This is a genomic window from Bradyrhizobium sp. cir1, from assembly GCF_014198245.1.
In the GTDB taxonomy this organism is placed as follows: Bacteria; Pseudomonadota; Alphaproteobacteria; order Rhizobiales; family Xanthobacteraceae; genus Bradyrhizobium.
Genome location: NZ_JACIHE010000015.1, coordinates 1 through 25,837, shown reverse-complemented (window position 1 = coordinate 25,837; position 25,837 = coordinate 1). Strand labels below are relative to the sequence as shown.

15 protein-coding genes are annotated in these 25,837 nt (G+C 65.2%); 12 read left to right on the top strand and 3 right to left on the bottom strand.

The annotated features are described in order from the left end of the window. Window positions 1-153: 153 nt before the first annotated feature. Complete coding sequence (locus GGD63_RS26265) at window positions 154-1,269, bottom strand: lysozyme inhibitor LprI family protein (RefSeq protein WP_183246308.1); 1,116 nt, start codon at window positions 1,267-1,269, stop codon at window positions 154-156. Between the two features lie 97 nt (window positions 1,270-1,366). Continuing rightward, window positions 1,367-2,098 carry a transglutaminase-like cysteine peptidase gene (locus GGD63_RS26260; protein ID WP_183246061.1) on the bottom strand — a complete coding sequence of 244 codons (732 nt, stop codon included), beginning with the start codon at window positions 2,096-2,098 and terminating at the stop codon, window positions 1,367-1,369. Window positions 2,099-2,718: 620 nt separating this feature from the next. Between GGD63_RS26260 and GGD63_RS26255 the strand changes: the two genes are divergently transcribed. After that, complete coding sequence (locus tag GGD63_RS26255; protein WP_183246060.1) at window positions 2,719-9,771, top strand: FecR domain-containing protein; 7,053 nt, start codon at window positions 2,719-2,721, stop codon at window positions 9,769-9,771. A gap of 111 nt (window positions 9,772-9,882) precedes the next feature. Then, on the top strand, window positions 9,883-12,114 hold the full coding sequence (locus GGD63_RS26250; protein WP_183246059.1) for a CHASE2 domain-containing protein: 2,232 nt from the start codon (window positions 9,883-9,885) through the stop codon (window positions 12,112-12,114). 356 nt (window positions 12,115-12,470) lie between these two features. Here the strand turns inward: GGD63_RS26250 and GGD63_RS26245 are convergent, their stop codons facing one another. Then, on the bottom strand, window positions 12,471-14,066 hold the full coding sequence (locus GGD63_RS26245) for an ABC transporter substrate-binding protein (protein WP_183246058.1): 1,596 nt from the start codon (window positions 14,064-14,066) through the stop codon (window positions 12,471-12,473). A gap of 200 nt (window positions 14,067-14,266) precedes the next feature. Here GGD63_RS26245 and GGD63_RS26240 point away from each other — a divergent pair, with 200 nt between their 5' ends. From GGD63_RS26240 to GGD63_RS26195, 10 genes are all read left to right on the top strand, one after another. Next, on the top strand, window positions 14,267-15,925 hold the full coding sequence (locus GGD63_RS26240) for an ABC transporter substrate-binding protein (protein ID WP_183246057.1): 1,659 nt from the start codon (window positions 14,267-14,269) through the stop codon (window positions 15,923-15,925). Between the two features lie 225 nt (window positions 15,926-16,150). Further along, on the top strand, window positions 16,151-17,104 hold the full coding sequence (locus GGD63_RS26235; protein WP_183246056.1) for an ABC transporter permease: 954 nt from the start codon (window positions 16,151-16,153) through the stop codon (window positions 17,102-17,104). A gap of 4 nt (window positions 17,105-17,108) precedes the next feature. Next, window positions 17,109-18,011 carry an ABC transporter permease gene (locus GGD63_RS26230; protein WP_183246055.1) on the top strand — a complete coding sequence of 301 codons (903 nt, stop codon included), beginning with the start codon at window positions 17,109-17,111 and terminating at the stop codon, window positions 18,009-18,011. Between the two features lie 3 nt (window positions 18,012-18,014). Beyond that, window positions 18,015-19,076 (top strand): ABC transporter ATP-binding protein, encoded by a 1,062-nt coding sequence (locus GGD63_RS26225; RefSeq protein ID WP_183246054.1) that lies wholly within the window; start codon window positions 18,015-18,017, stop codon window positions 19,074-19,076. Next, window positions 19,073-19,270, top strand: a complete 198-nt coding sequence (locus tag GGD63_RS26220; protein WP_183246053.1) for a hypothetical protein — start codon at window positions 19,073-19,075, stop codon at window positions 19,268-19,270. Before GGD63_RS26225 ends, GGD63_RS26220 begins: the two co-directional genes overlap by 4 nt. After that, window positions 19,267-20,682: an amidase gene (locus GGD63_RS26215; protein ID WP_183246052.1), complete on the top strand. Its 1,416-nt coding sequence runs from the start codon at window positions 19,267-19,269 to the stop codon at window positions 20,680-20,682. The genes GGD63_RS26220 and GGD63_RS26215 overlap by 4 nt, the downstream gene beginning before the upstream one ends. After that, complete coding sequence (locus GGD63_RS26210; RefSeq protein WP_183246051.1) at window positions 20,679-21,653, top strand: ABC transporter ATP-binding protein; 975 nt, start codon at window positions 20,679-20,681, stop codon at window positions 21,651-21,653. The genes GGD63_RS26215 and GGD63_RS26210 overlap by 4 nt, the downstream gene beginning before the upstream one ends. 409 nt (window positions 21,654-22,062) lie before the next feature. Further along, window positions 22,063-22,332: a GlsB/YeaQ/YmgE family stress response membrane protein gene (locus GGD63_RS26205; RefSeq protein WP_183246050.1), complete on the top strand. Its 270-nt coding sequence runs from the start codon at window positions 22,063-22,065 to the stop codon at window positions 22,330-22,332. A gap of 253 nt (window positions 22,333-22,585) precedes the next feature. Then, on the top strand, window positions 22,586-24,334 hold the full coding sequence (locus tag GGD63_RS26200) for a type I secretion system permease/ATPase (RefSeq protein WP_183246049.1): 1,749 nt from the start codon (window positions 22,586-22,588) through the stop codon (window positions 24,332-24,334). Window positions 24,335-24,344: 10 nt separating this feature from the next. Then, the gene (locus GGD63_RS26195) at window positions 24,345-25,676 is read left to right on the top strand and encodes an HlyD family type I secretion periplasmic adaptor subunit (RefSeq protein WP_183246048.1); all 1,332 of its coding nucleotides are present in this window, start codon (window positions 24,345-24,347) and stop codon (window positions 25,674-25,676) included. Window positions 25,677-25,837 lie beyond the last annotated feature (161 nt).

The window sequence follows — 25,837 nt, the reverse complement described above, 5'->3', positions numbered from 1 at the left end:
GGGGAGAGGCCGGAATTTGCGGGAGCAAATTCCGGGTGAGGGGGAGTCTCCGCGAGTCCAACTGCTAGCGTATTGCCGAGGCGGCCCCTCACCCCAACCCTCTCAGCGCGAGCGAAGCTCGTCGCGCCCCCGTAAGAACGGGGAGAGGGCCACCTACGATCCCCCGCTCGCGTTGCCCGAGTTCACCGGGGCCAGTTCGTCTTCGCGGCAGCGCCAGCCGTCGGCGGCTTTGACGAAGGCGAAGGTTCGCTGGATCCGCAGCCGGCGCGTGACATTGAAGGCGTCAGCGGAGCGCTCCTTGTTGTTGGCGCCCGGTTGCGGACGGCCGGTCCTGGCGTCCCAGCAGGTGCCGGTGCAGCCGGAGGCGACCTTGCTGCAGGTGGTGAAGGGGGCCAGCACCACCATCTCGATCTCGCCGGTGACCTGCGCCTCCCGGTCGGTCACCTGGCTGTCGACGGCGTAGACGCGGTTGATGCGCAGGAAATTGCCGCAGGAATTGGTCGCATGGATCCGCGCGGCGCAGAAATCGACGGCATCGGTGTCGGGCGAGTGGGCCGCGACCTGCCGGCCGAACACCTTTTTCGGATCGCCCTTGGCGGTGCGGATCTCATCGGTCTTGCGCGTGAGGTAGTCGGCGAGACAATCCTCCGCAGACTCGAGCTCTTGCAGCGGCACGTTCTCCTTGCCCACGAGATTGCACTTTCGATCGCGCTCTCGCGTCCACCTTCCGTATTCGGCGAAGGCAAAGCGCGCCGCGGTCGGGTCCAGCTTGCCGATCAGGCCGAGCACCTGGCCGTTGAGCTCCGTTTCGGCAAGCGCCAGCGACGGGTCCGCGCAGATCAGCGCGCCCGCCGCCGTATTCGCGGCGAGACAGTCGAAATCGGGATCCTGCAGGATTGCGGCGCGCTCCTCGGTCACCTTGAGCAGGCACGCCTTCACCTGGTCGAAATCGTCGGTGCGGACCGCGGTCTGGCCGACGATGGCGCAACTGAGATTGCGCTGGCGGCCCCAGATCGCGTTCTCCTCGATCGCCGGCAGGCGATCGGGCAGGCGGGCGAGCCGCGCCTCGTTCGCCGTGCTCAGCTTCGCGGCGGCCGCGGCAAGCTCGGTGTCACCGCAGAACAATTGATTGCCGGGATCGCGGATCTGCTGGCAGTTGTTCTTGGCGAACAGCGGCAGCCTGTCGGCGATGGTGCGGTCGGATTGCGCGGAGGCGGGCGCCGCCGCAAACGCCAGCAGCGCAAGCACAGACAGCACGATGAACCGCATTCCAGTCGCCCCCGCAAAGCCCGCGGCCATGCTAGCGTCCCGGATCGCGCGGTGGAATGGGTTTTTGGCGGGTGGTTGGATCCGGGCTACGAGAGGATCAGTGCGCCTCGGCGGGCGCCATCGACAGCCGCACCGGCTCGTCGACATATTTCATCACGGCCGACTGGTAGAGCACGAACAGCGGCTGGTAGCTGCGCGCAGCCTCGTCCTCGACCATCGCCATGCGGCGGTTGTCGAGCATCAGCCAGTGGCCGTCGAGCTTTGCGGCCACAACCGCGTGGTCTTCGCCGGCCCTGACGTCACGCACCACGACGATGCGAAGGTCCTCGGTAGCAACGCCCGCAAGCCGCAGCGCAGCCAGCTTGGCGATGGCATAGTCCTCGCAATCGCCGGCGCCGCGCGCGAAGGTCGCAAGCGGCGAGCTCCAGACGTCGTCGTTACCGTCATTGGCGGCGTGGATGGCGAGATTGATGGCGCGGTTGGTTTCGCCCAGCCGGGCGCGGCCGTCGCGGGCACGGGCCTGGTCGACGATGGCGAGCAGCTTGAGGGCTGCGGGCGACGCGCAATTGTCGCGGTCGCCGTCGCACAGCGCGAGCTGCACCATGTCGTCGTCGAGCCTGGACTTCAGCGCGGACCATTTCTGCTGCAGTCCGCCGGACGAGATCGCGAAGGCAAACACGCCGAACGGCTCGGCGGATTTGCGCACGAGGACGCCGGCGCCCGGCGACAGCAGCGTGCCGGCGCGAAGCTCGGCTGCCGATCCGAGCAGGACCAGTCCGCACAGGACAAGGATTGCGCGCCAGGCGCGCGAGCGAGCAGCGGTCTCCATCTGACATCCCCTTCCGGCTTCGCCCAGGTTTTTCTCGACCTCGACGTGCCGGGCTTTGTTGCTTTCGCGGAGATAGTGCGAGACGGGCCGTTTTGTTCTGCTTAACGCGCCCTGCAGGGGTCCCGAAACCGTGGGACAGGCTGAAACAGGCCTGCCCAAATTGCGTAAAATTCTACGAATCGGCCGCTAGGAGATGACCGGCGGTCGCGAAATAGAGCGAATTACAGGCTCTGGTTGTGGAGCTGCCGATTCTGCCTCCTATGGCTAACAAGCCCGCGATTTCACGGGGTCTGTTAGTTAGGTCACAGATTTAGCTCCGGAATTGCCGCAGGATGTCGCGGGGAACCCCGCAGAAAAGGTGACAAGAGTATCTGCTGTCGGATCTATACAGCAGGTTACTTTGGATGCTTGGAAATGTTCGCAAAAAAGCCGGATTCGACTTCAGAATACTGCAGGTATTACTTCGCTTCCTTGCCGGAAGCGCTGTTTCCCGGGCGCCCGCCAGGCCAAGTGATGCGAAATCACACAAGCAATAGATGGTTTCGCTAAGGAACTGGTAATGCTAAGCAAGCTTAGGCGGTCGATACTTTCATAATTATTAACCCTTTTACGGTGCCCCGTTGAATTACGCTGGCAAATTTGACGCCGCGATTCCCTTCCACGGCGAAGGTTCCCACTCGCCTGCCTATGTCCATGTGGATTCCTTTACCGCCAAGGCGCACGGTCACGTGCCCGATGGGGCTGTCGTTGTTCCCGACCCGAACCTGATCTTCAACGGCGAGTTCAAGCGCTCAGGTCTCGATCTCGTGCTGTCCCATGAGGGGCGCGACTTCGTCGTTCACGATTATTTCAGGGGCGACAAGCGTGCCGCTCTCGCCTCGTCCGATGGCGCCCACCTGACCGGCGACGTCGTCAATGCGCTGACGGGCCACGTTCAGGTTGCCCAGGCCGTGCCGGGCACTGCTGCGGCCCAGGTCATCGGCCACGTCACCAAGCTCTCCGGCAGCGCGACCGCGATCCGCAACGGCGTTTCGGTCGTCCTCAACAACGGCGACAATGTCGAGAAGGGCGACGTGGTGTCGACCGGCGCGGATTCGACGCTCGGCATCACCTTCATCGACGGCACCGTGTTCGGCCTGTCCTCCAATGCGCGGATGGTGCTGAACGAGATGGTCTACGACCCCAACGGGTCGAACAACTCCTCGCTGCTCAGCCTGGTGGCAGGCACCATCACCTTTGTCGCCGGCGAAACCGCCAAGCACGGCGACATGAAGGTCGACACGCCGGTCGCGACCATGGGCATCCGCGGCACCGCGGTGCTGACCCAGATCAACTTCGTCGTTCCCGCCGGCGGCGGCGACCCGCAGCCGCAGGCGAGCTTCCAGGTGCTGGTCGAGCCGAACGGCACCACGGGCTCCTACATCCTGTTCGACAAGATCACGCTGCTGCCGATCGCGACGGTCAACCAGGCCGGCCAGATGATCCAGATCAGCGGCGGCAACGTCTCGATCAGCAACGCGCTGATGTCGCCGGACGTGCAGAAGCTGATCACGGACGTGTTCACGCTGAAGTTCACCGACAACAACAGCAACACCAAGCTGACGAACTTCACCGACACGATCACGCCGGGCACCCAGGATATCGTGTTCAAGTCGGGGTCGGGCGACGTCGCGATCGCGACCTTCACGAACCTCAATCATGCAGGACCGGAAGGGCCAGGCGAATCCACGTCGCCTGCGACCCGTATTCCCGGCCAGCCGCTGGTGCGGAGCCTCGATCTCAGCGGCAACGTGAACACGGCGTTCTCGCTGAGCGAGCGCGCGGGCACCACCGGCGACACCACGCATTCCGATACGATCTCCGGCCGGATCACCTTCGTCGATCAGAATCTCGGCGACCGGCCGACGGTGAGCATAAGCCTCGCCGAGGCTCCGAACTACGTCTACAAGAGCGCCGGCCAGCAGGACGTCACCGGCTCGCTCAGCGCTCTCCAGAAGCAGGACATCGCGGCGACGCTGATCCAGATCAGCGTGGCCCCCGACGGCGGCAACAACAACAACGGCTCGGCGGTCTGGACCTACACGATCCCCGACAACGTGTTCGATTTCCTCGCGGCCGGCGAAACGCTGACGCTGACCTACATGGTCCGCGTCGACACCAATTTCGAAGTCAATCCCGAATCCAGGTTCATCCCGATCACCATCACGATCACGGGCACCAACGACAAGCCGGTGATCACCAGCAGCGTTCCGACCATCACTTTCGAAGGCGGCACCAGCGTGCCGGGCGGCCCGCTCATCAGCGATGAGGCGACCTCGGGCACGCTGAGCTTCGCCGACGTCGATCTGACCGACACGCATACGGTGTCGGTGGCGCTGACGAGCGCGAGCCTGCCTGATGGCAGCACTGTTCCGCCGGGCCCGCTCGCGGCGTTCCAGAGCGCGATGTCGGTCGCGATCGCGTCGGGGGCCGACAGCACCGGCGATGGCACCGGCACCATCAACTGGTCGCTGGCCGACCTTCCGGTCTACCTCGCCGACTTCATTCCGAGGGGCGAGGTGCTGACGCTGGTCTACACCGTGACGGTCACGGACGCGCAAGGCGCGACCGCGCAACAGACCATCACCGTCACGATCACCGGTACCGATGCGCCCGCCGTGGTGTGGATCGCGACCGAGAAGGAAGGCGCTCCCTCCGGCGGCTTCTGGAAAGACGCGGCGAACTGGGCGACCGGCACCGTTCCGACCATCGACGACGACGTCATCGTCATCACCGATCAATTGCACGGCCTGACGCCGTCTTTCCCGGCCACGATCGACGCGCCGGCCTATGCCAAGTCGGTCACGATGAATGATTTCGGCGGTCCGCCGCCGCAGCTGATCAACCAGAGCTCGCTGACCATCGCGGGCTCGCTCGACATGGGCGCGGACTCGATCTTCACGAACGCCGCGACCGGCACGACGTCGGTCGGCGGCCTGGCCGAGATCCTGGACACCAGCGTATTCACCAACGCCGGGCACCTGACGCTCAAGGCCGGTGGCGATTTCGCCGTCGGCACCACGATCACCAATTCCGGCACGCTCGAACTGTTCGGCGGCACGCTGAAGACGCTGGCCGAGGTCCACAATGCCGGCGGCACGCTGAAGACCGATGCCGGCGCGACGTTGATCGTCGATGGCACGACGGTCGACGGCGGCACCGTCACCATTCTCGGCACGCTGGAGCTCGACGGCGTCAGCCACATCGAGAACGGCACGCTGAATAATTCCGGCACGATCAACGTCAAGGGAGGCTTCGTCGGGTTCGCCGGCGAGACCGTCGACAACACGTCGAGCGGTGTGATCGAGGTGCTGGCAAATGGCTGGCTGACGATCCATCAGGGCTCCAGCGTCACCAATGCCGGCCAGATCACCATCGACGCCTCCGGCAGGCTGGTCGTCAACAACGCGACGATCGGCGGTGCCGGTGAGGTGATCGGCACCGGGAACGGCGAGGGGGGCCCCGTCTTCAACGCGGGTCTTCAGGGCGCCGGCACGATCACCAACAATGGTGAGATCGATCTCCACGGCGGCGCCGTCCTGAGCGGCGGCATCCTGAACAATGGTGCCCTCTTTAACAATGATGCCCTCTTTAGTGTCAGCGGTGCCGGCAATGCGCTGAGCGAGGAGACCGTCACCAATGCCGGCCGCATTGAAGTGGTGGCCGGCGGCGCGCTGGCGATCGATCTGGGCTCGACGGTCGACAATTCGAGCGGCATCGTCGTCATCATTGGCAATGCCACGCTGACTCTGGACGACGCCACGATCAGCGGCGGCGCGATCATGGGTGCGGGCACGATCGAGGTCGCCGGCGCCAGCCGCATCGACGGCGGGGCGACGCTCAGCATCAGCACGGTCACCGTCGATGCAGAGCTGACGCTCGACGGCATCACGGTATCCGGCACCGATATCACCGATAATTCCAGCATCGTGCTCGGCGGCACCGTCAAGCTCAAGGACGGCGCCAGGATCAAAGGCGGCGCGGTCACCAACACCGGCACGCTGGAGATCGCGGGCGCAGCGACGCTGCTCAACGACGTCGTGGCCAACACCGGCACGATCGCAGTCGACGACGGCCGGACGCTGACGCTGTCCGGCACGGAGATTTCCGGCGGCGCTATCGACAATTACAGCGGCGCGCTCGGCGGTACGATCGACGTCACCGGCAACAGCAAGATCGACGGTAACGCGACGCTCAGCAATGGCGCCGTCACGGTCGAGAGCGGCATCACCCTGACGTTGGGCGATGCGACCGTTGCTGGTGCAGCGATCGCCAATCATGGCGCCGTCACGGTCGATGCGGGCAAGACGCTGACGCTGTCGGGCGTGGGCGTGACCGGCGGCGCGCTCATCGTCCAGGGCGCGCTGGAATCGACCGGCGCGACCACGATCACCGACGCCTCCATCACCAACAACGGCCTGATCGAGGCGATCGGCGGCGTGCTGACGCTCGCCACCATGACCCCGGCCAGCATCGCCAATGCCGGCACGCTTCGGGCCAAGGGCGCCGAACTCGACATCGACCACCAGGCCGTCACCAACAGCGGCACGCTGGCCGCGATCAACGGCGGCACGCTGAAACTGATCGCGACGACGGTGACCAACGGGACCGGCGCGGTTTCGGTTACCCTCGGCTCGACGCTCGATCTCGTCGGTGCAGTCATCGACGGCGGCACGGTGACGATCGCGGGAACGCTGGAATCGACCGGCACCAGCGCGATCGACAATGCCGATATCACCAACACCGGCACGATCACCGTCACTGGCGGCACGCTGACGATCGATCCGGCCACGATCCACGCCATCACCAATCACGGCCTGATCGAGGCGGTGACCGGCGGCACGCTGAAGCTGACGGCCGCCATCATCGCCAATACCGGCGGGACGATCTCGGTTGGCGGCACATCGAAGCTCTATCTGACCAACGTGTCGATCAACGGCGGCAGCCTGAGCAATGCCGGCAATCTCTACAGCGTCTTGGGCTCCAACACCATCACGGCCGGCGTCACCAACACCGGCGGCACCATCGAAGTTCAGGCCGGCACGCTCAACCTTGCCGGCGGCATCACCGGCGCCGGCACGCTCAGCATCGACGATGGCGCGACGCTCGAGCTCGGCGGCGCCGATGCGCAGACGGTCACATTCGCCGGCGGCACCGGCACGCTGCAACTCGACAAGGTTGCCGGCCAGTATTTCACCGGAACCATCGCGGGCGAGGCGGCGGCGGACGGCACATTCACCGTCACCGGCGACGCCGACATCGCCGCGTCGGCTGGCGACGCGCTTGACTTCACGGTGTCGGAGGGGACGAATGCCAACGTTGCGCTCACGCTGACCGGCAAGCTCACGGGCGCGACCAACGGCATCGGCGTCACCCAGAACGGTGTCGGCGACGTCACCATCGTCAATCATGGCAGCATCACCGGTACGAGCCTCGTCGGCATCAGCGTCACGCAGAACGACGCCGATGCGGCCGGCGATCCGGTCGCGACCGGCTCGACACATATTACGAACAGCGCCTCGGGCTCGATCGTGGGTGCGGCCGGTCATGCGGCGATCTTCATCCAGGAAAACGCCACCGGCTCGGCGACGATCGACAATTTCGGTACGATCGGGCCGGCCGCCGCCTCGAACGTGACCGCGACGACCTATGCGATCGTCGAGACCGGCGGCGCCATCACCATCAACAATAGCGGCCATATCAACGGCAATATCTCGGTCGCGAGCGCGACCTTCTACAACAACGCCGGCGGCATCTGGACCGTCGCCGGCACCAGCGTCTTCGGCAATGTGTCCTCGATCGTCAACGGCGGCGAGATCGATCTGCTCAACGGCGCCTCGATCTCCGTGGCCGGGCCGGGCATCACCAATACGAACGAGATCGAAAGCTGGGGCACGGCGTCGATCACGGGCACCATCACCAACAACCACTCCATCGAGGTCCACACCGGCACGCTGACGCTGTTCGGCTCGCTGTCCGGCTCCGGCTCGGTCACGATCGACGCCGGCGCGACGCTCGAGATCAAGAACGCGGTGGCCCAGACCATCACCTTCGCGGGTGCCGGTGCCGAGCTCGAGATCGACACCGAGACCTTCGGCGGCTCGATCGCCGGCTTCGCCGCCAACGAGAAGATCGACCTGTCGACCTTCACCTGGGACAGCGGGAGCACGGCGGTCTACGACGCCCAGACCGGCAATCTCGTCGTGAGCGACACGCATGGTCACAGCTTCACGCTCAAGCTGATCGGCAATTACAGCGACGCGCATTTCATCACCAGCAGCGACTACGCCGGCGGCACCATCGTCGAGGTCGCTCCGGTCGATCACTGGAAATATAGTGCGAGCGGCGACTGGAATGTCGCGTCGAACTGGAGCCTCGGCGTGCCGGGGGCCAGCTACGACGTCAGGCTCGATGCGCCCGGCACCTACACCGTGGACAGCACGACCAGCGTCACGATCCACGATCTCACCGTCGCTTCGGGTGTGAAGCTGCAGACCGAGCCCTTCACAGTATTCACCGTGAAAGGCGACGTCGTCGTCAACGGTCTGATCGAAGCGGGCCCGTTCTCCGGAAACGACGTCTCGACAATCGACATCAAGGGCAACGTCCGCGGCACCGGCGCGATCGAGATCTCCAACAAGGCCATCGTGGAGATCGAGGGTTCGGTTTCGGGCATAAAGGTCTACTACGACAACGGGCTCGGCACCCTGATCCTGGACCACGCGAAGGATTTCCACGGGCTGATCTCGGGCTCGCCAGCCGGAGCCCCGCTCTCGTCCAACAATCTGATCGACCTGAAGGACCTCGCCTGGACGCCCACGATGATGTCGGCGCACGCCGACTACAACGCGGATACGAACATCACGACCGTCGATTTCTACAACGGCACGACGACCGTCACCCTCTCGTTCCTCGGTAACGACCTGAACTGGCACCTTCAGAGCGACGGTCAAGGCGGCACCACCGTTTACGATCCGCTCGCCGACACGCCCATGACGATCGAGAGCGGCACGGTGCTGAACCTCAGCGAGGCTTCGTCGCAGGACGTGACCTTCGCCAACAACAGCGGAACCACCGGCACGTTCGCGATCGAGCACGCCGCCGATTTCACCGGCACCATCAACGGCTTTGCCGGCGACGGCACCGTCGCCAATTCGGACCTGCTCGACCTCAAGGACATCGACTTCACGCACCTGACCGGGGTGACCTGGACCGAGAACGCCGACCATCTCGGCGGCGTGCTGACGCTGAGCGACGGCACCGAAACCGCGACCATCAAGTTCGCCGGCAGCTACAGCATCGACAGCTTCGAGTTCGTCAGCGACGGTAACGGCGGCACGCTGGTCGTCGATCCGCCCACGGGGCCGACCCTTGTCGGGACCAGCGGACAGGACCAGTTCGCCTTCACGAGTTCGGCGCTTCCGGTTCAGAGCACGATCGTCGATTTCGATCTGGGCCAGGACAAGATCGACCTGCGCGAGTTCGCCAGCATCAAGTCCTTCAGCGACATCGTCATCACGCAGCAGGCGGGTGGCGCGCTGGTCACGCTCGACGATCACCAGTCGATCCTGCTGAAGAATCTCGTCGCGAGCAGCCTGCACGCCAGCGATTTCATCGTTGCAAACCACGCCTGAGGTTCGGCGGCGGCGCCTCGTCCGCGGCGGATTCCAGTATCAAAGGCATAGCCGATTGCGTATTCTCGGCCCGATACCGGCCGAAGGCGGACTGCGGGAAACTCGACCAGCATGAGGCGTCTCAAGATCTTGCGGCGGTGGTTTGCGCAAAAGTTCGGCTTTGCGCGGCTGATGTGCCTTGCGCTGCTGATCGTGTTCGCCTGCGCCCGCCTTTGGGACCCGCCGCCGATCCAGGAATTGCGGCTGCGCACCTTCGACATGTTTCAATTGATCGATCCGCGCCACAAGGCGGCGCGGCCGGTCACCATCGTCGACGTCGACGACAGGAGCCTCGCCAAGTTCGGCCAGTGGCCATGGCCGCGGACGCGGATCGCCGACCTGATCCAGAGCCTCAGCAGCAACGGCGCGGTTGCGATCGGCTTCGACATGGTGTTCTCGGAAGCCGACCGGCTCAATCCGGATCTCGTTGCCGGCCAGATGCGCTATCTGGACGACGCCACCCGCGCCAAGCTGCGCGAGCTACCGACCAACGACCAGATACTGTCGGATGCGATCAGGCGCTCGCGCGTGGTGCTGGGCGAGACCGGGCAGTCGCAGATCACGTCGGAGATCGACAAAACGCTTCCCTTCACAGGGGTGGCGACGGTCGGCGAGGAGAATGCCGAGAAGTTTCTGTTCGAGTTCCCCGGCCTGTTGCGTAACGTGCCCGTGATCGAGAAGGTCGCCGCCGGTCGCGGCCTGTTCACGATCAGGACCGAGCGCGACGGCCTGATCCGCCGCGTGCCGATGGTGATGCGCGCACAAGGCAACATCATGCCCTCGCTCAGCCTGGAGATCCTGCGGGTCATCACCAGTACGCCGACGCTGCTGGTCCGGACCGACAAGTCCGGCGTGCGGGCCATCCGCCTCAAGGGCGTCGAGATCCCGACCGACAGGAACGGCCAGCTCTGGGTGCACTACGCCCGCTATGACCCCTCGATCTACGTCTCCGCCGCCGAAGTGCTCGACAACACGGTGTCGCCCAGCAAGATTGCCGGCAAGCTCGTGCTGATCGGCACCTCCGCGGTCGGCCTGAACGACATCAAGACCACGCCGGTATCCCGGGCCATGCCGGGTGTCGAGATCCACGCTCAGGTGCTGGAGAGCGTGCTCAGCGGCGCGATAATCTCGCAGCCGAACTATGCGCTCGGTGTCGAGCTGCTCGCCGCGCTGTTCATCGGCCTGCTCGTCATCATCTTCACGCCCAATCTCGGCCCCGTCCGCCTCGTGCTGGCCGGTGCGATGTTCGCCGCGATCCTGGTCGGCACGTCCTGGTTCTTCTACGCGCAGTACCGCCAACTCATCGACTTCACCTATCCGCTGCTCTCGACCACCGCGATCTACCTGACGCTGATCTTCGCCAGCTTCGTGCGCGAGCAGCGCCAGCGCGTGCAGATCCGCGGCATGTTCGCGCAATACATGTCGCCGGTGCTGGTCGAGCAACTGGCGCAGTCGCCGGAAAAGCTCGTGCTCGGCGGCGAGGAGCGCGAGATGACGATCATGTTCTCCGACGTGCGCGGCTTCACCACGATCTCGGAAAGCTACAAGCAGGATCCGCAAGGGCTGATCGCGCTGATGAACCGCTTCCTGACGCCGCTGACCGACGTCATAATCGAGCGGAAGGGCTACATCGACAAATACATGGGCGACGCCATCATGGCGTTCTGGAACGCGCCGCTCGACGATGCCGAGCACGAGGTCAACGCCTGCGAAGCCGCGATCCGGATGCTCGAGAAGATCGACGAGGTCAACAAGGGGCGCGAGCAGGAGGCCGCCGACGGCGGCCATGTCTACATCCCGCTCAATGTCGGCATCGGCCTCAACACCGGCATCGGCGTGGTCGGCAACATGGGCTCCGACCTCAAGAAGAACTATTCGGTGCTCGGCGACAGCGTGAACCTGGCCTCGCGCCTCGAAGGGCAGACCAAGGAATACGGCTTCCCGATCATCGTCGGCTCCAGGACGGCGCTCGCGGCCAAGGACAAGTTCGCGATCCTCGAGCTCGACTTCATCATGGTCAAGGGCAAGACCGAGCCGGAAGTGATCTACGCCATCGCCGGCCGCGAGGACGTGATGCATTCGGCCGCCTTCCAGCGCCTGCGCAACATCACCATCGAGATGCTCGGCTGCTATCGCAATCGCGACTGGCAGGGCGCACTGAATGCGATCGAGCGCGGCCGCCGCAGCGAAGACGCCGACACGCTGGAAAAGCTGTTCAAGCTCTACGAGGCGAGGATCAAGGAATTCCAGATCAATCCGCCGCCGGAGGACTGGACCGGGGCGTATGCGCTGCTGACAAAGTAGCCGTCACACACTCGTCGTCGTCCCGGACAAGCGCGCCCAAAGCGCGCGCCGATCCGGGACCCATAACCCCAGGGAGGGGTTGTGTGGCGAGATCGGCAGCCGCGAGCCTTCGCCAAATTTCTCCCTGTGGTTATGGGTCCCGGGTCTGCGCTTACGCTTGCCCGGGACGACAGCGGTATTTGACGCGACGTCCAGCGCCCAACACCGGCTCTCGCAGGGTGGGCAAAGGCGCGTCAGCGCCGTGCCCACGTCTTCTCTGACGTCGCATCATGGCGGGCACGCTTCCGCCTTCGCTCTTCGAGCTACGGCGGACAAGTCGCTTTGCCCACCTTACGACAGCGGCGCGTAGCCGCCCCTCACTCCACTCCGATCGTCGTCAGATCCTGGAACCAGTGCTGCGCCTGCACGAACTGCTTGATCTTCGGCGACAGCGCATGCGGGTTGGTGTCGTGGACGACCCAGACCAGCACGGCGTCGTCGACGATCAGCGCATGGGCCTGGGCGAGCAACTCATCCTGCTTGGCGCTGTCGAAGGTCTGCTTGGCCTCGTCGATCAGCGCGTCGACCTTCGGGTTCTTGTAGCCGCCCCAGTTGACGCCGACCGGCGCGATCTGGCCGGAGTGGAAGAAGCGGACGATGGCGTAGAGCGGGTCCGAGGTGACATAGGCGATGTTGTTGGCGGTGATGCCGGCATTCATCTCGTCGGCGGCGCCCTTGCGCCAATGCGTATAGAGCGTCTCGAGCTCGACCACCTTGAAGTCGATGTCGATGCCGATCTCCTTGAAGCTCTGCTGCAGGAATTCGTTCATCGGCAGCGACAGCATCTGGCCGGTGCCGCCCTGCGCGATGATGAAGGTGGTCTTCAGCGGTTTTGCTTTCGAATAGCCCGCTTCCTCCACCAGCTTCTTGGCTGCAGCCAGATCATATTTCAGCTCGAAGCTCGGCTTGCCGAACCATGGGCTCGTCGGGTCGACCTGGCCCTTGGCGGGCTTGGCGAGGCCGTTCATCAGGCCGACGACTTCGTCACGGTTGATCGCGAGGTTCAGCGCCTTGCGCAGGCGGATGTCGGTCCAGGGCGAGCCCGGCAGCACGCTGAGGTGATAATTCCAGACATGCGGGGTGACGTTGTCGACCAGCTTCATGCCGGCCGCTTTCAGCTGCGGCACGGCATCCGGCGCCGGCGTTTCGATCAGGTCCACTTGTCCGGCGAGCAGCGCGTTGGTGCGCGTCAGCGCTTCCGGCATCGGCACCAGCACGATCTTGTCGACCTTCGGAATGCGCTTCTTGTTCCAGTAGTCCGGATTCTTGCTGAGCTCGGCGAGCTCGCGCGGCACCAGTTTCGTCAACTTGAACGGGCCGGTGCCGGAGGGCTGGCTGGCGAACTTGTCCCAGTCCTTGCCGAGCTTTTCATACTGCGCCGGGCTCGAGACCAGGAACCACAGCATCTGATAGGGGAAGAAGGAATCGACCGTCTTGGTGGTGATCTCCACCGTGAAGTCGTCGATCTTGGCGTAGCTGGCGACGGAGGGGAGGCGGGTCTTTACCTGCGCGCTCTGCCGCTTGTCGAATTGCGGCGCCTTGTCGTTGAGCACCTTGTCGAGATTCCAGATCACCGCGTCGGCGTTGAACTCGCTGCCGTCGTGAAACTTCACGCCCTTGCGAAGGGTGAAGCGCCACTTCGTTTTGTCGGCATCGTCCACTTTCCATTCGGTGGCGAGGCCCGGCACCAGCTTGCCGGGGCGGTCGGCGACGTCCATCTCCCAGGCGACCAGCGGATCGTAGATCGTGTAGGCCGTGAACTGATAGGCGCCGGCGCCGCGATCGGGCTGGCCCGTCGTCAGCGGAATATCCGCCATCGAGATGCCGTAGCGCACCACCGTTTCAGCGCGCGCCGAGATTGCGGAAACTGCCAGCGCAAGCACGGCGAGACAGGTCGATAGACGAATACGCATGGCCCAAAGCTCCAGGGAGGATCTGGGGGCCAAACTTGCAATCTTGATGCCAGAATAGGCAGTCGGGCTGCTTTGTCTTCAATCGATCACAAGGACTTGTCGTCGCAGGGGCAATTTGCAGAATAAGTTTCTCCTTGGCATAGCCATTGCATACGATTGCATCAAAATTAATCATCGAAAGCCGAAGAAGGATCGAGGCGATGCTTATCAAGAACAAGAAAACACGAGCGGCGCTGATCGCGCTCTTGGCGCTTGGCAGCGCGGCCGCATGGCCGCGCGTGGTAGCTGCGGAAACTGTGCTGCGGATTGGCATGACTGCTGCCGATATTCCGCGCACCCTCGGCCAGCCCGACCAGGGTTTTGAAGGCAACCGCTTCACCGGCCTCACCATGTATGACGCGCTGACCGGCTGGGATCTGTCCTCTGCCGACAAACCGAGCGTGGTGATCCCCGGCCTTGCCACCGAGTGGAAGGTCGACGACGCCGACAAGACCAAATGGACCTTCAAGCTGCGCTCCGGCGTGACCTTCCATGACGGCTCGCCGTTCAATGCCGACGCCGTCGTCTGGAATGTCGAGAAGGTGCTGAAGCAGGACGCGCCGCAATTCGACGCCAGCCAGGTCGGCGTCACGGCCTCGCGCATGCCGACGCTGGCCTCCGCGAAGAAGATCGACGACATGACCGTCGAGCTCACCACCAAGGAGCCCGACAGCTTCCTGCCGATCAATCTCACCAATTTGTTCATGGCGAGCCCGGCGAAATGGCAGGCCTTCTACGACAAGGCGGAAGGCGCCGACGCCAAGGCGAAGTCGCAGGCCGCCTGGACCGCGTTCGCCAAGGACGCCTCGGGCACCGGCCCGTGGAAGATGGCGAGCTTCACGCCGCGCGAACGGCTCGAGCTGGTCAAGAACGCGAACTATTGGGACAAGGCGCGTGTGCCCAAGGTCGATAAGATGGTGCTCCTGCCGATGCCGGAACCGAATGCGCGCACCGCAGCGCTGCTGTCCGGGCAGGTCGATTGGGTCGAAGCACCGGCGCCGGACGCGCTGCCCGAGCTGAAGCAGCGTGGCTTCAAGCTCTACGCCAACGAGCAGCCGCATGTCTGGCCGTGGCAGTTCTCGCGCGTCGAGGGCTCGCCCTGGAATGACATCCGCGTGCGCAAGGCGGCGAACCTTTGCGTCGATCGCGAAGGCCTCAGGGACGGCCTGCTCGCCGGCCTGATGGTGCCCGCCACCGGCACCTTCGAGCCCGGCCATCCCTGGCGCGGCAAGCCGAGCTTCCAGATCAAGTATGACAAGGCGGCCGCGCAAAAGCTGATGCAGGAGGCCGGTTTCGGTCCAGCCAAGAAGCTTGCGGTCAAGATCCAGACCTCGGCCTCCGGCTCGGGCCAGATGCAGCCGCTGCCGATGAACGAATATCTGCAGCAGGCGCTCGCCGAATGCTATTTCGACGTGAAGCTCGACGTCATCGAGTGGAACACGCTGTTCACCAACTGGCGCCGCGGCGCCAAGGACCCCTCGGCCAACGGCTCGAACGCGACCAACGTCACCTATGCGGCGATGGATCCGTTCTTCGCGCTGGTGCGCTTCCTGCAGTCGAGCATGGCGCCGCCGGTCTCGAACAATTGGGGCTTCATCAACGATCCCAAGTTCGACGAGCTGGTGAAGAAGGCGCGCCAGACGTTCGATCCCGCCGCGCGCGACGCCGCGCTCGCCGAGCTGCACGCGGCCTCGGTCGATGACGCCGCCTTCCTCTACGTCGCCCACGACGTCGGCCCGCGCGCCATGAGCCCGAAGGTCACAGGCGTCGTGCAGCCGAAGAGCTGGTTCATCGACTTCTCGCCGGTGTCGATGCAGTAGCTCGCGCCACAACTCGGTGCACCCTCTCCCCTCCTGTCCGCCGAAGCCTTGGCGAAGGCGGATGCGGGAGAGGGTGGCTTCGCGAAGCGAAGCCGGGTGAGGGGTCTCTCTCCGCGGATGCGGACCCTTCGATTGGAAAAGTTTCGTCCGCGGATAGAACCCCTCATCCGGCGCTTGCGCGCCACCTTCTCCCGCAAGGGGAGAAGGGAAGAAAAAAGAAACAACGTGCTCGCCTATACCGCCAGACGCATTGTCTATGTCGTCCCGATCGTCATCAGCGTGGCGCTGGTGTGCTTTCTGCTCGTGCACATCACGCCGGGCGATCCGCTCGTCGCCGTGCTTCCGGCCGATGCCTCGCAGGAGCTCGCGGCGCAGCTGCGCGCCGCCTATGGTTTTGATCGCCCGCTGCCGGTGCAGTTCGGGCTGTGGTTGCTCCGCGCCCTTCATGGCGACCTCGGCAATTCCATCGCGACGGGACGCCCCGTGCTGGCCGAAGTCATGCGCGCGGTCGGCAACACCGTCACGCTCGCGATTGCGGCGGCAATCATCGGCTTCACCATGGGCATCCTGCTCGGCCTGATCGCCGGCTATTTCCGCGAAACCTGGATCGACAAGGTCGCGACCTCCTTTGCCATCGCCGGCGTGTCGGTGCCGCACTACTGGCTCGGCATGCTGCTCGTCATCATCTTCTCGGTCCAGCTGAACTGGCTGCCCGCGGTCGGCGCCGGCCCCAGCGGCTCCAACTCCTGGGCCTGGGATTGGGCGCACCTGCAATATCTCGTGCTGCCGGCGATCACGACCTCGGTGATCCCGATGGGCATCATCACCCGCACGGTGCGCGCGCTCACCGGCGATATCCTCAGCCAGGACTTCGTCGAAGCACTGCGCGCAAAAGGCCTGCGCGAAACCGGCGTGTTCCGCCACGTCATCAAGAACGCCGCGCCCACCGCGCTCGCGGTGATGGGGCTTCAGCTCGGCTACATGCTCGGCGGCTCGATCCTGATCGAGACCGTGTTCTCCTGGCCGGGCTCGGGCTTCCTGCTCAACTCGGCGATCTTCCAGCGCGACCTGCCGCTGCTGCAGGGCACGATCCTGATCCTGGCGCTGTTCTTCGTCTTCCTCAACCTGCTGGTCGACATCGCGCAAGCCGCGATCGACCCGCGCATCAAGCGGGGCTAGCGGAATGAGCGAGCTTCCGTTGTCCGCCATCGCCGACGCCGCGCTTCAGGCCGCGCCCGCCACCAAGGCGCGCGGTTATTGGGCGACCGTCGGCCGCCGCATCATGCGGGACAAGGTCAGCATGGCCTGCGCGCTGGTGCTGCTGCTGATCTTCCTTTCCGCGATTCTCGCGCCATGGCTCGGTCTCGAAGACCCCTACAAGGGCTCGATGATCCGTCGCCTCCGTCACATCGGCACGACAGGTTATCCGCTCGGCACCGACGAGCTCGGCCGCGACATGCTGGCGCGGCTGATCTATGGCGGTCGGCTGTCGCTGGTCATCGGCATCCTGCCGGTCATCCTCGCCTTCTGCCTCGGCACCTCCCTCGGCATCATTGCCGGCTATGTCGGCGGCAAGCTCAACACGGCGATCATGCGCACGGTGGACGTGTTCTACGCCTTCCCGTCCGTGCTGCTGGCCATCGCGATCTCCGGCGCGCTCGGCGCCGGCATCCTCAACTCCATCGTGGCGCTCACCATCGTGTTCGTGCCGCAGATCACCCGCGTCGCAGAAAGCGTCACCACAGGCGTGCGCAACATGGACTTTGTCGAAGCCGCACGTGCCTCCGGTGCCGGCGCCTTCACCATCATGCGCGTGCATATCCTCGGCAACGTGCTGGGCGCGATCTTCGTCTATGCCACCAGCCTGATCTCGGTCTCGATGATCCTGGCGGCCGGTCTCTCCTTCCTCGGCCTCGGCACCAAACCGCCGGAGCCGGAATGGGGCCTGATGCTCAACACCCTGCGCACCGCGATCTACGTCAACCCCTGGGTCGCAGCCTTGCCCGGTGCAATGATCTTCGCGGTCTCGATCTGCTTCAATCTCCTCTCGGACGGCCTGCGCAGCGCCATGGACATCAGGAACTAGGCCATGAGCGAACCCAATACCTCTATCGCCATGCTGGAGCAGGTCGAGGACCGCGGCGGCGTCGCGCAGCCGCTGCTTCAGGTCAACGGCCTGACAAAACATTTCCCGGTTCGGGGCGGGCTGTTCGCTGCCAAGCGCACCGTGCGTGCCGTCGACAATGTCTCCTTCTCCGTCGCCAAGGGCGAGACGGTCGGCATCGTCGGCGAATCCGGCTGCGGCAAGTCCACCACCGCGCGCCTCCTGATGCATCTGATGCCGCGCGATGATGGCGACATCATCTATGACGGCATGACCGTCGGCCGGTCCATGTCGCTGCGCGAGCTGCGCCGCGGCATGCAGATGGTGTTCCAGGACTCCTACGCCTCGCTCAATCCGCGCCTCACAATCGAGGAATCCATCGCCTTCGGTCCGAAGGTCCACGGCATGGCCGATGGCGCGGCGCGGGCGCTCGCCCGCGAACTGCTCGGCAAGGTCGGCCTGCGCCCCGAAAACTTCGCCAACCGCTATCCGCATGAGATCTCCGGCGGCCAGCGCCAGCGCGTCAACATCGCCCGCGCGCTGGCGCTGTCGCCGCGGCTGGTGATCCTGGATGAGGCCGTCTCCGCGCTCGACAAGTCCGTCGAGGCGCAGGTGCTCAATTTGCTCGCCGATCTCAAGCGCGAATTCGGCCTGACCTATCTCTTCATCAGCCACGACCTCAACGTGGTCCGCTACATCAGTGACCGCGTGCTGGTGATGTATCTCGGCGAGGTCGTCGAGCTGGGCCCGGTCGACCAGGTCTGGGATAACCCCGCGCATCCCTATACGCGGGCGCTGCTCGCCGCGATGCCGTCGTCCGATCCTGACAGGCGTACCGAGAAGCCGCCGATCACGGGCGATCCGCCCAATCCGATCGACCCGCCTCCGGGTTGTCGCTTCCACACCCGCTGCGCGTTTGCGGAGCCGCTCTGCGCAAATGCCGCACCAAAGCTCACCGCCGTCGATACAATGGGCCACAAGGCCGCGTGCTACATGGCGATTCCGGGTTCAGGCCACAGCCGCGCGCCCGCAGGGGAAACAGCATGACAAGACCGACACCAAAAGAGATCAAGCCCATCGCGCAAGTCTCGGGCATTCCCGTGGACGATGAGATCGCAACGCGCATCTCCAACTCCATTGGGCCCGCCTTCGAGGGCTTTGCCGCGATCGCCGGCACGTTGCCCTTCGACCTCGAGCCGGCGTCCTACGTGGTCGCGCAAGTCGCGAAGGTGTCGAAATGAGCCTTGAACCTGCCTTGATGACGCTCACCGAGGTCGCGCGTGCGATCGCGATGAAGCAGCTGTCCTCGCATGAGGTGACGCGTGCGCTGCTGCACCGCATCGCGCAATGGCAGCCGCATCTCAACGCCTTCATGTCGATCGAAGCGGAGGCCGCGCTGAAGGCGGCCGAGGCCGCCGATGCCGAGCTCGCCAAGGGCAACGTCCGCGGCCCGCTGCATGGTGTGCCGCTCGCGCACAAGGACATGTATTACGACGCCGGCCACGTTGCGACCTGCGGCTCGCTGATCCGCCGCGATTTCGTCGCGACGACGACGTCCACGGCGCTGCAGCGGCTGAAGGACGCCGGCCAGATCCGCCTCGGCACGCTGCACCTCGCTGAGTTCGCCTATGGTGCGACCGGGCACAACAGCCATTATGGTCCGGTGCGCAATCCCTGGAACGTGGCGCACATCACCGGCGGCTCGTCCTCGGGCTCCGGCTCGGCGGTCGCCGCGCGCCTGACCTATGCCGCGCTCGGCTCCGACACCGGCGGCTCGATCCGCATGCCCTCGCATTTCTGCGGCGTCACGGGGCTCAAGACCACCTGGAGCCGCGTCAGCCGCGCCGGCGCCATGCCGCTGTCGCAATCGCTCGACACGGTCGGCCCGCTCGCGCGCACCGCGGAGGATTGCGCGTTGCTGCTGGCGTTGACGGCCGGCCCGGATCCGGAGGATCCGACCGCGAGCCGCGAGCCTCTCTCGGACTACGTCGCCGCGACCAAGGGATCCCTGAACGGCCTCAAGATCGGCGTGCCCGCGACCTACTATGTCGACGATCTCGACAGCGAGGTCGCGCGCGTGCTCGACGAGACCATTGCGGTGCTCAAGCGCGAGGGCGCCGACATCGTCAAGGTCGAGCTGCCGGACCAGCGGCAATTGCAGGCGGCGAGCCAGCTCGTGCTGGCCGCTGAAGCCGCCGCCTTCCACAAGCGCTGGCTGATCGAGCGTTCGCAGGATTACGGCGCGCAGACATTGATGCGCCTTCAGAACGGCCTGGCCGTTCCCGCCATCACCTATCTGGAAGCGATGCGCTGGCGTGGGCCGGCGCTTGCCGAGCACAATGCGGCGACCGCGGGCGTCGACGCGGTGATCGCGCCGGCATCCCCGGTGCCGGCGCCCTCGATTGAGGAGAGCGATGTCGGCGGCGGCCCGAACGCGCCGGCGCTGTTGCAGCGGCTGACGCTGTTCACCCGTCCCGTGAACTTCTTGGGCCTGCCGTCGCTGACCATTCCCTCCGGCTTCACCAAAAGCGGCCTGCCTGTCGGCATGCAGCTGATCGGCCGCTCCTTCGATGAAGCGACCCTGCTCACCATCGGCGCCGCCTTCCAGCGCGCCACCGACTATCACGACCGGATACCCAAACTGCCGTCATGACAAAACTCGTCGAGATCTCAGGCCTCAACATCCGCTTCACCGGCGAGCGCACGGTCTATGCCGTGAACGATCTCAGTCTCTCGCTCGGCAATAGTGAGGTGCTCGGTCTGCTCGGCGAATCCGGTTCGGGCAAGAGCGTGACCCTGCGTGCCCTGATGCGGCTGTTGCCGAAGAAGCGCACGCAGATTTCGGGCACCGTCAACGTGATGGGACAGGACGTGCTCGCCATGAATGACGAGCAGCTGTCGTCGTTCCGCGGCCAGACCGTCTCGATGATCTTCCAGGAGCCCGCGCTCGCGCTCGATCCGGTCTACACCATCGGCGCGCAGATCGCCGAAAGCGTGGTCCGCCATGAAGGCAAGAGTTTTGCGGAGGGCAGGGCGCGGGCGCTGGAGATGCTCGAGGTCGTGCGCATCCCCTCGGCCAAGCGACGGCTCGATGCCTATCCGCACGAGATGTCCGGCGGCATGCGCCAGCGCGCGATGATCGCCCTCGCACTCGCCTGCCGTCCGAAGATCCTGCTGGCGGACGAGCCGACCACGGCGCTCGATGCCACCGTGCAGATCCAGATCCTCTTGCTGCTGCGCGAATTGCAGCGCGAGTTCGGCATGTCCGTCATCTTCGTCACCCACGACATCGGCGTTGCCATCGAGATCTGCGACCGCGTCGCGGTGATGTATGCCGGCCAGATCGTGGAGCAGGGCAGCCTGCGCGACATCGTCCGCACCCCCGTGCATCCCTACGCCAAGGGCCTGCTCGCTTCGACCATCCACGGAGCGAAGCGCGGAGCACGGCTGGAGACCATCCCCGGCACGCCGCCCTCGCTGGCCGAGAAGCCCCACAACTGCTCCTTCGCCCCCCGCTGCGCCGTGGCGCAGCCGCGCTGCCTCGAGCAATTGCCGGCGAATGTGGAGGTCGGACCGGGCCGGGCGGCGCGGTGCGTGCTGGCAGAGCCGGTGGTGGCGACGTAGGGCGGTGCGCTCCCTCGCCCCGTTCTTACGGGGCCGCGACGAGCTTCGCTCGCGCTGAGAGGGTTGGGGTGAGGGGCCTCTCTTCCCACGGGAGGTCGCCGAGAGACCTGTACCCCCTCACCCGGATCGCGCCGGACGATGCTTCGCATCGCCGGGGGCGATCCGACCTCTCCCCGCAGGCGGAGAGAGGTTAAGAGCAGTTTGCTCCTTACTTCAAAATTCCCCTACGACAACACCGACTTGTCACAGTTTGCCGCCCGCATTCCGGCCAGGCGCACCTCTACTGTGCATGGGGTTGTTTTCGACATTCTTTGTCGTGACGGGCAGGGTAGGGCCTGCAAAGGGCATTCAGACCCCATTCATCCCGGTTCCGGTTCCATACGCCCGTCACGGAGAGGGACTTCAACTTATGTACATTTCTGGCCAAAGCCTCATCGTCATCCTGTTCGTCGGCCTGGTCGCCGGCTGGCTTGCGGGCAAGGTGGTCCGCGGAAGTGGGTTCGGCATCATCGGCGACATCGTGGTTGGCATCGCCGGCGCCTTCGTCGCCAGCTTCCTGTTCCCGCGGCTCGGCATCCATCTCGGCATCGGGCTGGTCTCGGAGATCATCTATTCCGCCATCGGCGCCGTCATCCTGCTGCTGGTGGTGCGCCTGGTGCGCGGCGGCGGGCGGCTCTAGCGGCGAAAGCCGTCGGAACCTGGCGCCTTCCTTGTCTTGGGAAAGGCGTCAGGTCCGCAAGAAAAAGCCGCAAGCCTGTGCGATTCCGGGCTTGCGCGCGGGGCCTGCCGGGGTAGATGTGGCCACCAGGGGTTCGGATTGATTCAACCGCGTTGACGAAGGGGCGAGAACGCGATGTTAATCCGGGTCAATTACTCCTGAAATTGCCTTTGAAATCAGGGGCCCTGCCCCATACCCGAAAGAGATCAGACTGATGGCAGCCGTACCCGGCGCTCGCCGTTCAGAGCTCGCTGACGCGCTGCGCGCCTGTCGCACGGCGTTCGTCGGCGTCGGCCTGATGAGCTGCGTGATCAACCTGCTCTATCTGACCGGGTCGATCTTCATGCTGGAGGTCTACGACCGGGTGCTGCCGAGCCGCAGCGTTCCAACCCTGGTCGGCCTCATTATCCTCGCCTGCTTCCTCTACATGGCGCAGGGCGTGCTCGACATGATCCGCAACCGGATCCTGGGGAGGATCGGAACCTCGCTCGATGATGCCCTCAACAAGCGCGTGTTCGACACCATCGTGCGCCTGCCGCTGCTGGTCGGGAGCCGCAACGAGGGCCTGCAGCCGCTGCGCGACCTCGACAATGTCCGCTCCTTCCTCGGCGGCATGGGCCCGAGCGCGTTCTTCGACCTGCCCTGGCTGCCGCTCTACCTCGCCATCTGCTTCGCCTTCCACGTCCTGATCGGGGTGACCGCTCTGGTCGGCGCCATCATCCTGGTGGGCTTGACGCTGGTCACCGAATTCATGTCCCGCCAGCCGGCGAAAGAGGCGATGGGCCTTGCCGCGCAGCGCAACGATCTCGCCCAGTCCAGCCGCCGCAACGCCGAGGTGATGGTGGCGATGGGCATGACCGGCCGGATGAACCAGCGCTGGAGCGAGGCCAACGAAAAATATCTCGACGGCAACCAGCGTGCGAGCGACGTCGCCGGCGGTCTCGGCGCGGTCGCAAAAGTGCTGCGCATGATGCTGCAATCGGCGGTGCTAGCCGTCGGCGCCTATCTCGTCATCCACCAGGAGGCGACCGCGGGCATCATCATCGCCGGCTCGATCCTCTCCGCCCGCGCGCTGGCGCCGGTCGATCTTGCGATTGCGCACTGGAAGTCCTTCGTCGCGGCCCGTCAGAGCTGGCAGCGCCTCACGCGCCTTCTGGAGCAGATGCCGGCGCAGACGATGCCGACCCAGCTGCAGGCGCCGACCGGCCGTCTCTCGGTCGAGGGCATCGCCATGGTGCCGCCGGGCGATCAGCGCCTCATCGTGCAGGATGTCACCTTCGCGCTCGCCGCCGGCAACGGTCTCGGCGTGATCGGGCCTAGCGGCTCCGGCAAATCCTCGCTGATCCGCGCGCTCGTCGGCGTCTGGCAGCCGGTGCGTGGCAAGGTGCGGCTCGACGGCGCGGCGCTCGACCAATGGTCAAGCGACGTGCTCGGCCGCCACATCGGCTATCTGCCGCAGGACGTCGAGCTGTTCGGCGGCACCATCGCGCAGAACATCAGCCGGTTCGATCCCGAGGCCACCTCCGACGGCATCATCGCCGCCGCCAAGGAGGCCGGCGTGCACGAGATGATCATCAAGATGCGCGAGGGCTACAACACGCAGGTCGGCGAGCAGGGCACAGCGCTGTCCGCAGGACAGGCGCAGCGCGTGGCGCTGGCGCGCGCGCTGTACGGGAGCCCGTTCCTGATCGTGCTCGACGAGCCCAATTCCAATCTCGATACCGAAGGCGACGAGGCGTTGACCCGCGCCATCCGCGCCGCCCGCGAGCGCGGCGCCATCGTCGTCGTGGTGGCGCATCGCCCCATCGGCGTCGAGGCGGTCGACCAGATCCTGGTGCTGCGCGACGGTCGCATGCAGGCGTTCGGCCCGAAGGAGCAGGTGCTCGCCCAGGTGCTCCAGCCACGGGTGACGCCGCCGGCACCGATCAAGGTCGTCAGTGAAGGCGGAGTGGCCAAGTCATGAGCATAAAGTCATGAGCACGATGGCGATCGGCGGTACGAAGCCCGCCAAGAAGACCGTGCGTGATTCCATCACGTTTCACCTGATGCTCGGCCTCGGCATCGTGCTGGTCCTCGTCGTCGGCCTCGGCGGCTGGGCATCGACGGTGCTGATCTCGGGCGCGTTGATCGCGCCGGGCCAGATCGTGGTCGAATCCAACGTCAAGAAGGTGCAGCACCCGACCGGCGGCGTGGTCGGCGAGCTGCGCGCCCACGACGGCGACTTGGTCAAGGCCGGCGACATCGTGGTGAAGCTCGACGATACCGTGACCAGGGCGAACCTCGCCATCGTCACCAAGAACCTCGATGCCGCGCTGGCGCGCACCGCCCGGCTCCAGGCCGAGCAGCGCGGTCTCGACAAGATCGAGTTTCCGCAATCCCTGCTCGATCGCAGCAGCGATCCCGATGTCAAGGCGCTGATTTCCGCTGAGACCAAGCTGTTTGACGTCCGCGTCAACGGCCGCGCCGGCCAGAAGGCGCAGCTCCGCGAGCGCGTCCTGCAGCTCAACGAGGAAATCGAGGGCCTGTCCGCGCAGGAGACGGCCAAGGACAAGGAGATCGCGCTGGTCCAGAACGAGCTCACCGGCGTGCGCGATCTCTACGACAAGCGTCTGGTGCAGATCTCGCGACTGACCCAGCTCGAGCGCGACAGTGCCCGCCTCAACGGCGAGCGTGCGCAGTACATCGCCTCGCGCGCCCAGGCCAAGGGCAAGATCACCGAGACCGAGCTCCAGATCATCCAGGTCGACAAGGACATGGTCAGCGAGGTCTCCAAGGATCTGCGCGAGACCAACGACAAGATCGGAGAGCTGATCGAGCGCAAGGTCGCCGCCGAGGACCAGCTCCGCCGCGTCGACATCCGCGCGCCGCAGGACGGTATGGTGCTGCAATCGACCGTGCACACCGTCGGCGGCGTCGTCACCGCCGGCGACACATTGATGCTGATCGTGCCGCAGGCCGACGATCTTCAAGTCGAGGCCAAGGTCAATCCGGTCGACATCGACAAGCTCCAGATCGGCCAGAAGACGTTGCTGCGTCTGTCCGCCTTCAACCAGCGCACCACGCCCGAGCTCAACGGCGTCGTCAGCCGCGTCTCGCCCGACGTCACCACCGAGCAGCGCACCGGCCAGAGCTACTACACCATCCGCGTCTCGATGCCGCCGGAGGAGATTGCCCGCCTCGGTGACGTCAAGATCATCCCCGGCATGCCCGTGGAAGCCTTCGTCCAGACCGGCGACCGCACCATGCTGTCCTACCTGATGAAGCCGCTGCACGACCAGCTGATGCGGGCCTTCCGGGAGAAGTGACGCGCGAAAGCGCGTCATCCCGGAGCGCGCTTAGCGCGCATCCGGGATCTCGGGCCGCACAGGCGATCTCGTAGCAACCATTAGATTCGCCCGATCGCTGAGGGTAGCATGACGCCGTGCTTGCGGCCGTCAAGGCGTGGCCTGGCGGCAGCGGAGATGGA